This is a genomic window from Faecalicatena contorta (genome assembly GCF_003149105.1).
In the GTDB taxonomy this organism is placed as follows: domain Bacteria; phylum Bacillota; class Clostridia; order Lachnospirales; family Lachnospiraceae; genus Muricomes; species Muricomes contortus_C.
Genome location: NZ_QGDS01000008.1, coordinates 119,928 through 131,856, shown reverse-complemented (window position 1 = coordinate 131,856; position 11,929 = coordinate 119,928). Strand labels below are relative to the sequence as shown.

General features: G+C 39.7%; 9 protein-coding genes. 2 read left to right on the top strand and 7 right to left on the bottom strand.

Going from position 1 to position 11,929, the window contains the following annotated elements; genetic code table 11:
* From A8805_RS14080 to A8805_RS14050, 7 genes are all read right to left on the bottom strand, one after another.
* Positions 1-1,500, bottom strand: a complete 1,500-nt coding sequence (locus A8805_RS14080; RefSeq protein ID WP_109712217.1) for an FGGY-family carbohydrate kinase — start codon at positions 1,498-1,500, stop codon at positions 1-3.
* Positions 1,501-1,518: 18 nt separating this feature from the next.
* The gene (locus A8805_RS14075; RefSeq protein ID WP_109712215.1) at positions 1,519-2,934 is read right to left on the bottom strand and encodes an L-fucose/L-arabinose isomerase family protein; all 1,416 of its coding nucleotides are present in this window, start codon (positions 2,932-2,934) and stop codon (positions 1,519-1,521) included.
* A 37-nt stretch (positions 2,935-2,971) separates the two neighbouring features.
* Entirely contained in the window at positions 2,972-4,267 is a 1,296-nt protein-coding gene (locus tag A8805_RS14070) for an NAD(P)H-dependent oxidoreductase (RefSeq protein WP_109712213.1), read from the bottom strand.
* Between the two features lie 15 nt (positions 4,268-4,282).
* Positions 4,283-5,335: an alcohol dehydrogenase catalytic domain-containing protein gene (locus A8805_RS14065; protein ID WP_109712211.1), complete on the bottom strand. Its 1,053-nt coding sequence runs from the start codon at positions 5,333-5,335 to the stop codon at positions 4,283-4,285.
* Positions 5,332-5,946 (bottom strand): KpsF/GutQ family sugar-phosphate isomerase, encoded by a 615-nt coding sequence (locus tag A8805_RS14060; protein WP_109712209.1) that lies wholly within the window; start codon positions 5,944-5,946, stop codon positions 5,332-5,334. Before A8805_RS14060 ends, A8805_RS14065 begins: the two co-directional genes overlap by 4 nt.
* A 138-nt stretch (positions 5,947-6,084) precedes the next feature.
* On the bottom strand, positions 6,085-7,698 hold the full coding sequence (locus A8805_RS14055) for a response regulator (RefSeq protein WP_109712207.1): 1,614 nt from the start codon (positions 7,696-7,698) through the stop codon (positions 6,085-6,087).
* Positions 7,699-7,712: 14 nt separating this feature from the next.
* Positions 7,713-9,527: a sensor histidine kinase gene (locus tag A8805_RS14050; protein WP_109712205.1), complete on the bottom strand. Its 1,815-nt coding sequence runs from the start codon at positions 9,525-9,527 to the stop codon at positions 7,713-7,715.
* A 105-nt stretch (positions 9,528-9,632) separates the two neighbouring features.
* Here A8805_RS14050 and A8805_RS14045 point away from each other — a divergent pair, with 105 nt between their 5' ends.
* Positions 9,633-10,880 carry an ABC transporter substrate-binding protein gene (locus A8805_RS14045; RefSeq protein WP_181392847.1) on the top strand — a complete coding sequence of 416 codons (1,248 nt, stop codon included), beginning with the start codon at positions 9,633-9,635 and terminating at the stop codon, positions 10,878-10,880.
* A complete protein-coding gene (locus tag A8805_RS14040) occupies positions 10,864-11,874 on the top strand; it encodes a substrate-binding domain-containing protein (protein ID WP_181392846.1) in 1,011 nt (336 codons plus the stop codon). Before A8805_RS14045 ends, A8805_RS14040 begins: the two co-directional genes overlap by 17 nt.
* The last annotated feature ends 55 nt before the right edge of the window (positions 11,875-11,929 follow it).

The following is an 11,929-nucleotide window of genomic DNA, read 5'->3' as shown; positions in this document are numbered from 1 at the left end:
TTACAAAGAATGCATCGTCTGCTTTAGTGTTTCATATAGGGATTGATAAAGGAAATACCGATCCTTATAAAGAGACACTATTTCCACTTGCGGATGATATATTTTATCCATTCTTACAATCTGTGCCGCCTGTTTTATATTCTCAAATACTCCTGTGGCTGCTCCTGCCAGCATGGCCGCTCCCAAACAGGCCGCTTCCCTGATTTGAAGTGTTGATACAGGCATTCCCAGAATATTTGCTTTTAATTGTAAGCCTTCCGGCGACTTTGCGCCGCCACCCACACATCTTAATTCTTGAATGATTACATTCCCATCCTTCAGGGTATGGATATTTAATTTCATTTCAAATACCTGCGCCTCAAGAATTGCCTTGGCAATATCATACCTTGTTGTTGTCATGGTAAGACCCAGAAATGCCCCTTTCATATTAAGGTCACAGGTTGGATTTCCACTGCCGTTAAGGTACGGCATCATCAGGACAGGGGAGGGGGCTTCCGGTAATTTTTCAAACAGATAATCGTAAATCTGTTTATGACCGGCTTTTGCTGCTTCTTTATCTTCATAACAGAATTCATCCACAAACCATTTGAGCAGCACCCCTCCTGTATGATTTAATGCAAATGTAAAATACATATCAGGGTCTGTGTGAATGTAACAGGGATAGAAACTTTTATACATTGCCTGCTCTACATGAGGTTTCTGAAATACTGTAGAAATTACCTCTGCAGTGCCATGAGAATCCAATGCCATATTTTCATGCACGATTCCTGCCCCTAAGGCTGCACAGGTCTGGTCATGTCCCCCTGCCACAAGAACGGCCCCGGGATGAATTCCAAGTTCCTCTGCCAGCTGTTTATCAATGACTCCCACGGCCTCCCCTGAAGGAACCGCCCTCCCCAGCTTATCCTGTTGTATATCCAGCCGGGAGAGTATCTCCTGGTCCCACATCTTTGTATGGATATTAAAACCCATAGTCCGGCTTGCCATGGTGTAATCCAGCACGATTTCATCACTTCCCAGCTTTCCCAGGATGAAATCTGCATATGTTACGAACTTAAAGGTCCGCTCATATAATTGAGGCAGGTTATTTTTTACCCATAGTATTTTAATCAGGGAATTCATCGGGTGAGGGCGCATACCTGTCTTCCCAAACAAGTATTCTCCGCCAAGCGTTGTATTGCAATATTCCACTTCTTTTGTTCCCCGATAGTCCATTCCCAATTGTGCATATGCCAGGGCTTCTCTCTTGCTGTTAATTGGGATGACCGCATCACCCTGCACTGATACCGAGATACCTTTTATGTATTTCCCGGCTTCTTGCGCCGCTTCACATATGACCTTCTTTGTGTGCAGCCACAAACTTTCCGCATCCTGCTCCGCGTACCCGGCTTTCGAACACATAATGTCATATTCCTGAAAACCATACCCGGCAGGCTTTCCATCCTCATCAAATACCATTGCTTTCACACCGGTTGTACCCAAATCTATCCCTAATAACATATGTCACCTCTTAACTATTTACTGGAAATAAAAATTTCTCACTTCCTTCTCCTGCTCGCCATCATAAAAATCTGCACGCACTCCCGGAATATAGGTCAATGCTTCTAAGATTACCGGTAATACATCACCATGAATACCTACTGCATGATGAACATAAGGACCTTTTACAATCATAGTTTCTACTTTAGACCAGTTTGGAATTTCCACCCATGCGTATGTTCCAATTGTCTTTGGTCCGTCAATTGTCTTCGCCTTACCCATTAACATTCCATACTCTCCGTTATCCCCATCAAATCGGAGAATTGAAATTTCACCGGGCTTTAATTCTGCAACCACTGACCCCGGACAATGTTCCGGGAATGCGAATGGCCTGTCTAATTTTGCCTTTTCTTTTGCCAGAGAAATCGGCCACGGACCGCAATGCTGTAATAGCTCTCCATTTTCGTTTTCCGGATGGCGTACGGACCAGTCCACAAAGAAGCTGGGAGTTTCTCCCATTCCTGCTGCCTGAACCATAATAGCCGTAATTGCTCCATGAATATCAGTTTCACAGACTACCGGTATTCCTTCCTCCGTAAGTAAAGCATTGGCACAACAAGGCATCACATGAAGCGCCTGCTGCAATGCATCCCAGCATTGGATTGCCACGGCATTACAATGATTTTCTTCTGCAAAATATTTCATGGCAACTTTTAATGCCGCTACTCTCCGTACGGATTCTTCGGGGATACACACTTCCATATTAGCATGAATAAAATCAACGGTATCAGCCACATCCTGATTATCAGATGCTTCCAAATCTTTTACTCTATCTGCAAATTCAACCATTGTGATCGGGAATACCTGAATCCCAAATTTTTCTAACAGCTCGCCTTCATTTACCATCATCGTCCAGAAGTCTGCCGGTCTTGTATCAATCTGAAGAATTCTTGCTTTTCTGAATTCTTTGATTACATTTGCCGCAGCAACAAAGTTTTTCAGCCCTTTTTCAAAGCTTTCGTCCTCCACTCTGCAGTTTGGCATGTAAGTAAAAGGCACCTTCATTCTCCTCAATACTTTTCCTGTTGCAAAAAGTCCGCATTGTGTATCTCTCAGCCGGCTTCCGTCTGCCTCCGGCGCCTCATCCCGGGGCCCCCATAACAATACCGGCACATTTAATGCTCTCGCAACTTTTCCGCAGCTATGCTCGGAACCAAAGTTACAGTGAGGGATAAAAAGTGCATCTACTTTTGCACCTTTGAATTTTTCAATTACTGCATCTACATCTTCCGCACAACGCAGCAAACCTTCCTCATTGATGTCTTCAATATCAATAAATTCAATTTCCAGCCCCTGCATTTTTTCTGCAATCAGCTTTTTATACTTGAGAGCATCCTCTGCACTAAAAATTCTTCTTCTTGTCGGTGCATAACCAACTAACACTTTATTTTCCATATAAGCTTTCCTTTCCTGGCCTTGGCCAAATACATTTTTATCTTAATAACTGATCCTGCATACGTCTTAATTGAAGTAATACCGATGAATTATCAAGTTCCACCATATCGTATGTAATCACCGTATCAACAGGCACATCCATTTTTAATACTGCTCCTTTTGCCAGTCCCACCGGCAGCATATTCCCTTCTTTTGCTATGTATGCATGTTCAATAGATGCCCGGTAACAATATTCTCCAATTGCATCTAATGTTTCTCCCGCCTTCAAATCCTTTTTCGCAACAGTAATACACTCTGAAGTCAGATGGTCCATAGGATGAGCTGTTGATTCACCATACAATACTGCCTGCGCTGCGGTAATGGGAGTCTCTATGGAGCAGAGATGGTATGGTCTGTACAGTAAATAATTAGGACCCTCTCCCATATCTCTTTGTACTAATCCATCAATGATTCTTTTATTATCCGTAGTTACGATAACAAAAACTCCCGGGTTAATGTCACCGATGCCATAGTCTACCACTCCTGTAGTTTCCAGGATCCCTCCTTGTTTCTTCAAAGAGAAAACTTTTGCCAGATCTTTGACATTACAGCTTGGGCCATGCATTCCTCTGACATCTACTTTTAAGCCAGTTGCGTTTGAAACCGCACACATCTCTATCATGGTTTTTGATCCATCCACGAATTCCACCAGCATGCGGGGGTTCATATCCCTTGCCGCGGCTTTTGCCATCCATTCCTCCTGTCCGGGATTTGCATACAAGTCCAGAGGATTGTTCTTCCCCTTTCCTGCTGCCACCACTTCAAATCCTAAGGCTTTGGCAAAGCGATACACTTCTATAATGGACCCCGGCTCATCGCCTGCCGTCAATGAATACACAATTCCTGCCTGCTCACACATTTTTCTTAAGATTGGACCCACCGTAATGTCACACTCTACATTCATCATAACAATGTGCTTTTTATAAAAAATACATTCTGTGGTAACCCTTGCCCCCATTTCAGGAGATCCGGTTGCATCGATTACGCTTTGAATTGGTTTGGCTGCAACTGCCAGCTTATAGTTTGTGGTTGCTACTCTTTTTCCTGCTTCAATGGCAGCCTCTGCTTCCTCCAGCGAATCTGTTACAACAATTTCTTCTTTTGTTTTCGCCTGCTTATATGCATCCACTGCAATATCCGCATTGATATCCACCACAATATCACAAATCATTCCCTTCATTTCAGAGATTTGTGAGACAATGTCTTTGCCCATCTGCCCTGCACCTATAAGGGCCACATGGATTGGTTTTCCTTCCGCTTCAAGCTTTAATAATTTTGTATCAATTTCATACATAATATTTTTCTCCTTCTACATCCATGGATCAACTACAACTTTTATTGCCTGTCCGCTGGTTACCATTTCCATTCCATTTACAATGTTGTCCAGACTTACTTTTCCATTCACATACATTTCTGCATGAATATCCTTGTTATGAATAGCCTGGAGTGCATGATACAATCCTGTACATGGGTAAGAAAAAGCACCTAATATCATGATTTCATCATAATGTATCTTATTGGAATCCAATGTTGTCATCGGATTTGATTTTGGGACCCCGCCATAGATTATGATTCTTCCTCTTTTTCTGACTAACTCTAATGCCTGCTGCTGAGCCGCAGTGTTGGGTACCGCACAGATTACAATATCTGCTCCCGGGCCCACCAGTTCTTTTACTTTATTCGTAGCTTCTTTTGGATCCTTATTACTGAATATGTACTCGAATCCAAATTTCTGTGCCTGCTTCATTCTTCCCCTTGCGAGCATAATGACTTTTCTCGCACCTCTTGCTTTTGCCACTTCCATATGAAGGCATCCTACAGGGCCATCTCCTATTACGATAACGGTATCACCATAAGAAACCTGATTATACTCCTGGCAGGCCAGTACTCCCGAGGACGGCTCTCCGAATGCGGCGTGGTCATAGCTCATGCCCTCTGGAATGTGTTCAATAAATCCCCGCTCCATAACTATCTTTGGAACGGCAATATAACCTGCAAATCCTCCCGGAAAGTGTGTACCCAGCATACGGTGGTTTTCACATAAATTCACCTGTCCTCTTTTACAGTAATAACATTCGCCGCAGCTTACATCTGGTGCAAGAGCAACCCGGTCCCCTGCCTTAAACCGCCTGACACCCGGATCAACTTCCACTACCTCTCCGGCAATCTCATGTCCCATAATCTGATCTTTGATGCCATCCTTTAATCCGTTATAATAATTCCTAATATCTCCTCCGCAAATTCCGCATGCATTTACTTTCACCAGCACCCCTTCACTGGGACACTCAGGTATAGGACGTTCCTCAATCACAATATGCTCTATGTCTTTGAATACCGCGGCTTTCATATATCCTTTTTTCATTCCTCTGTCACCTTACCTAACAAACGGTCACCTACTGCGCCTCCCGGATGAATGATTGCAAACTGTTCTTTTGTGTAATTTGTATATTGCATCAGAGAAATACAGATAGCATCAAAAACTGAAATTACACCCAATGTACTTGCTGTGGCAAGCATATTAAACCGGCATGGTTCCTGATTGATTTTTACTTTAATGCAAATGTCTGCCATTTTCCCAATCTCAGATTCTTCATTTTCTGTAATTGCAATCAATGCTGCTCCCTTTGCTTTACAGGCTGGAATCATATGTACTAATTCTTCTGTCCCGCCGCCTTTACTAACTAAAATAAAAATATCCTCTTTCTGCAGCACCCCCAGCCCTCCATGCACTGCATCCGACGGAGTTAAGAATACTGAAGGACATTCAATACAATTCAAGGAATGTACTCCTTTCCTTGCTGCCATTGCTGAAGTCCCGCATCCGGAAATAACAACCTTTCCGGAGCTGTTGCCAATCAGTGCGACTGCCTCTGCAACCTTTTCCTTGTCCACAGTGGTCAGCAGCGATTCTATGGCTTTTGCCTCCATGGAAATAGTTCTTTCAATCTCCCGGATAATCTCTTTGTTTTTCATGTCTTTACCTCCCCTTTCTATTAAAGTTCCCACAAAAAATGACGTGTGTAAAAAATATTCTTCTCTTTACACACGTCATATTATCATATTCATTTTTTTTAAACTGTACATTTTTTTTATAATATTTTTGTATTTTTTTTAGTCGGAAGTCTTTTCTTTTCTGTACCGGGAAGGCGTCATATGCAAGTGCTTTACAAATACTTCTCTAAAATATCTTGCATCATTATAACCAATTGCTCCTGCTATCTCATTCACTGATAAACTGCTTGTCACTAATAGCTCCTGTGCTTTATCTAATCTTAACCCTGTAATATAATCGATGAATTTAATATTCTTTTCTTTTTTAAACAACTGGCTTAAATAACTTGTGTTAATAAAGAACTTCTTTGCGATTCCCCCCAGGCTTATATCTTTACTGTAATTCTTTTCTATATATTCTATAATTTCTTCAATCAGGGGCTTTCCATAATTTTTTTTACTCTTTGAGAATAGCTGACTGACCTCAATCAACTTATTTTCAAGCCACCCCTCTAACAATTCTATGCTGCTATTGGCACTGATTGCCCCTTCAATCTCTTCAAACATGGCTAACGCTATATCCGTATCTTTCTCATTTTCTTTCAACAGTTTTAAGACTATAAAATAAATATCCAGAGAAATAATTTTTATATTCTCATAATTATTCTTCACGGCTTCTCTGAATATTTCCTGCAGGCATTTTTTTATTTCTGCTTCATTCTGAGTTTTAATAAAACTTTCCAGAAGATCCTTTTTTAATCCTGTAATAATTTGAATATCACTTTTCTTTATTTTAATTTCGGAAAAGTGACATACGGAACTTACACTTGGCAAATTACACTGCATTACACTCTGTACCGACTGTCTGTAACTTTTACAAACATCTTCCACCGCTTCCACCTCATCCCCAATTCCAATATGTAAGGTTAAGCCATAAATATTATCCAGAATTGTAACTAATTTATTTGCTTTTTCAATTAAAAAATATCTCGCAATCGTAGTATCCGTATTTAAAATCAGGACAAATTGATTATCATATTTAAAGTGGGTGAAGGAACGGCCTTCACAATTTGCAAATACTTCGTCTATTACATTACAGACAGCATATTGAAGGATTTCCAGTCCGGACACATTTTTAAATTCAGGAATCTCTTTAATGTTGCCTGCAATAATCGTCATTACAACATATTTCTTTTGCTTAAAAACAATTTCCATTTCCTTCAGGTCCGCCAACAGTTCCGTCGTATCAATTTCCGCATCCGCACTTACCAGCTCTGTAAGATATCTGTTTTTCTTATAAGTTGTCCCTTCATAAGCCTTAGTCTTAATTCTGGACTCTATTGCCCGGTTTTCTTTATTTTTATCTAAATCACCTAATAATTCCTGTATCTGTTTTTTAAATTCTTCATTATCAATTGGTTTTAATAAATAATCGTTCACTCCAAGAGTAATTGCTGTGCGGGCATATTCAAAATTTTTAAATCCGCTTATCACAATGAACTTTAAGAACTGATTGTATTCTTTTGCTTTCGCAATAAACTCTAAACCATTCATCATCGGCATCTTAATATCCACCAGAACAATATCCACCTGATTATTTTGTATAAAATGTAAGGCTTCAATTGCATTTTCCTGAGCCGGTGCTACTTCCAGCTCCGGGAAAAATCTGTTGATTTTTTTACAAATACCGTTTCGGATAATTTCCTCATCATCAATCACTAATACTCTATACATTTTCTTCCTCTCTCCTACATTGTTTTTACAGGCAGGTTCAGTTCCACAAGCGTTCCCACGCCCTCTTTGCTGCCTATTTTAATCCCGTACTCCTCTCCAAAATATAATTTAATTCTTGCATTCGTATTCTCCAGCCCTATGCTGCTATGAGTTCCCTCATAGCTTACTTTGTGGACAATATCATTTCTGGAGTAATTTTCCAATCTATTATTTAATTGTTCCAAACGCTCTCCGGGAATGCCATCGCCATCATCTTCCACCTGTATGACAAGCGTTTCGTCCTTCTGGTACGCCCTGACAACTACATGACATTTTCCAATGGAATTTTCAATTCCATGAACAACCGCATTTTCAACTAATGGTTGTATGAGAAGCTTTACAATCAACAGCTCACCGCACGCTTCCTCAATTTCATAGAATATGTCTATCCTTTTACCAAACCTCAATTTCTGAATAATCATATAATTCTTTATATGGCTTATTTCCTCTTTCAGAGAAACATATTCCTGGCCTCTGTTAATGGAGTATCTGTACATTTTAGACAATGCCTGACAGGCATCGCTGATACTGTCCGCACCTTCTGCTTCAGCCATCATATCAATGGTCTGCAGAGTATTATAAAGGAAATGAGGATTAATCTGTGCCTGCAAGGCATTAAGCTCGGCCTCCTTTTGATAGATTTCAGACTGGTATACGTTGTCAATCAGCTGTTTTGTTTTCTTAACCATTTTATCAAAAGAGCTGGAAAGCTGCCCTATTTCATCCTGTGTACCTGTATCAGCATCAATATCAAAATCCCCTTTTCCTACCTGTCTCATCTTCTTTTGCAGCTGTGTAATCGGTTCAGTCATTGACCTTTTAACAGTAAAAGCAAGGTATAGCGATACAATAATACACAGTAAAGTAGTTGCTATAATTACAATTCTCAAATTCCTTATATCAGAAAGAAGAGCTGCTGCTTCCAGTTCATAAATTACACTCCATTTTGTTATTTCCGATGTACTAAAGGCTACAAATTTGTTCTCCTTTTCAGATTCCAGATACCCGCTTTTCTGCATCAGGGCATCACTGATATAATCACTTCGGAATTGTGTTCCGATATACCGGGAATCTGGGTGATAAACAATGGTTTTATTGTCGTCAACAATCACCACCTTCTGCCCCTTATTGTTATTCATATCCTGGAGCAGATTTCCCAATGTATTGCAGCTTAAATCTACAATAATGCAGCCCACTTCTTTTCTGTTATTTTCATCATATATTTTTTTCACAATAGAAAACAGCTTCTTTTCGGCTCCTTCCTGAATAACAGCAGCCCTGTCATATGTGGAGAGGATCAAGGTATTGGTCCCACTGCGTTTCATAAGTGCGAACCACTGAGTTCTGGTAAAGTCATATTCTTTTCTAAGACTCAGATAATTTTTATCTGATGTGTAAACCATTCCATTATAAGAGCATATGTATATATTTTCTACTGCAAAGGAAGTAACAAATGCCATATCTATAAGGTTATTCATATATTGTTCATCCTCATAATAAGAGGCTGTGGTTGCCTTCTTTTCTTGGGCTAATATCTCCTTTAACTTCCTGTCTGATGTTACCTGCATGGCAAGATTCATCGTGTTGTTAATTTCATTATCAATATTATCAATCATTTGCCGGGTGGTTTCCTGTGTAGACTTCATGACCTTATTTTTTAAAGAATAACTTCCCAGATAGGCACTGAAAGCACTTAACACCACTTCCGGTAAAATGATGACAATCAGGAAGATTACAATGAGTTTATTTCCAAACTTTAAATTCCGATACGCATTTTGTATTTTTCCCATTACCCCTCATCCTTATTTTTGATATTTCTTGCATATTATATGCCTTTATTATATTATTAAATGGTCAACATTACTATCTTTCTTTTGTTTAAAGAGAGGTCTTTTATGCAAAATACTAAAAATTACCAGAAGTTTGGTGTATTGATTTTATCTCTTATCACCCTTCTTATATTTATAAATATTGTATACACTGCATTGATATCTATTCAAAAGACAAATATGCCGGTATCAGAAAGTAAGACCATATCCATTTTAACATGGAAGCCGATACCCACTATAATCATAGACGGATTTCACAAACAATACCCTGGCTATTATCTTAATATAGAGCGTTATCCCAAAACAAATTATATTTCTTTCTTAAATTCCAAACTGCAGACAGATGCCTCTGTTGATCTGGTAGAGATACCTGTGGAATTCTATAAAGACTATATAAACTCTGATTTCTTAACTCCTGTTACAGATATTTCCATGTTGTCCCGATTTTGGAATGAACCTGTTGATTTTCTGAAATCAGTCTCAGGTACAAAAGAAATATATGGCATCCCCTACCAAAGTGATTTTCAGGAATTTTGGTATAATCAGGCCATTTTTGAGAAATATGATTTAGATCCGCCAAACAATATTCCAAACTTCTATAAGGCATGTGAAGTATTATCCCAGGCCAATATTCCACCACTGGCAATAGGTTTAAGTGATTGCCGCACAGCGCAGAACTTCTTATCTGCTTTGATTTCTGAACCAGCACTAAAGGGGACTTCCGCGGATGAAAAAACATCCATTATTAATGCGTATCAGATGCTCCATAAGAATTATTTAAATGACACCCTTTTTTCTATGAGCAATGAGCAGGCCTTTGCTGCCTTTTTGGATTCTTCCTATGCCATGGCTTTTACATCGGAGGATGTAACTTCACAATTATCTGATTCTATTATGCAGAAAATAGATATTCAGGTAACAGGAATTTATATTCAGAATGAAGACCAGACATATGTCATGGGTTCCCCTGTAGATTCTGTACTCTGTATCAGCAGCCATTCCTCTAATCAGGATATGTGCTTGGAATTTCTGGATTACTATACACGGTATGATACTGTCAAATCCTATATTGATGAAACCAAATCTACTACCAATATACAGGAATATACCATTAATTCCTCCATTTCAAAGGAATGGGAGCAAATGCGTCTGAGTATCCCCTATCCAGGCTGGAATAATTACCATGTTTCTTCCTTTCATTCTGATAATGGAAAGGAAACTTTAGCTCAAAAGTTATTGTGCAATATCATAACACCTGATGAGTACATTCAACAAATTCAATCCGGAGGAGGCAGGAATGAAGCAATTAGATAAAAATAAAATGTTACTGTATCTGCTGATATTAAGTTTCATAGTTATAGTGTTCCAATTCTATCTCCTGATTAAACCGGATATCAGTTCCACTCAGACCAAAGGTTCTAAGGAAGAATATATCTGGGTTTCTACTATGACCGGAGACCCTATGTTTACCGAAAATGATATTCCTGCATTCCGAAAATTCGGAGAAGAAAAAAATGTCACTACAACAATCATGGGGCCCAAGGAATATGATATCACCGGACAGATTGAGGCTCTGGAAGAAGCCATTGCCAAAAAACCGGCGGGCATACTGGTCCTGGGAATGGAACAAAGTCTTGCTCCTACAATTAATAAAGCCATTCAAAAAGGAATTCCTGTAATCACTGTGGATTCGGATGTACAATCCTCTTCCCGAATCGCATTCGTAGGTTCCAACTGGTACGATATTGGCGTTGCACAGGCAGAATCCATGGTAAAGCTAATTGGAGGGCAGGGTAAAATCGCTATAATGGGAATCGGAGGCGCCGATACGACAGAGGCCGCCTTCGCCGGTTACTACAGTGTTATTGAAAATTATCCTGACATTACGATTGTAGGAGAATACGATGATATGGCCAACTCAGATGAATCAGCCCGCATTACTGCCCAGGTACTGGAAACCTATCCCGACATTGCAGGTTTCTCAGGCTTTAATAGTAACAGTGCTTGTGGTATTGCCCAGGGGATACGGGATAATGCTCCTGAAAAAGATATCAAAGTCACCGCAATGGATATTGAACCGGCTAATTTAAAATTAGTTGACAGCGAAGAAGTCGATGTTATTATCGGGCAAAAACGTTCTCTCTTCACTTATTACGGAGGCAATTTTCTCTATGACATCAATCATTCTTCACTGAAGATCAAAGACCTGGCTGAAGATATTACAGACGTCATTCCCGAAAAAACATACACTGGGTTAATAAAGGTAGACCGTTCCAATCTGCATACTTACTTTCCGGGTTTAAAATAATATAAGATGGAGATGCTGCAAAATTCTTTTCTCTTAGGAAGCATATATTAAATTG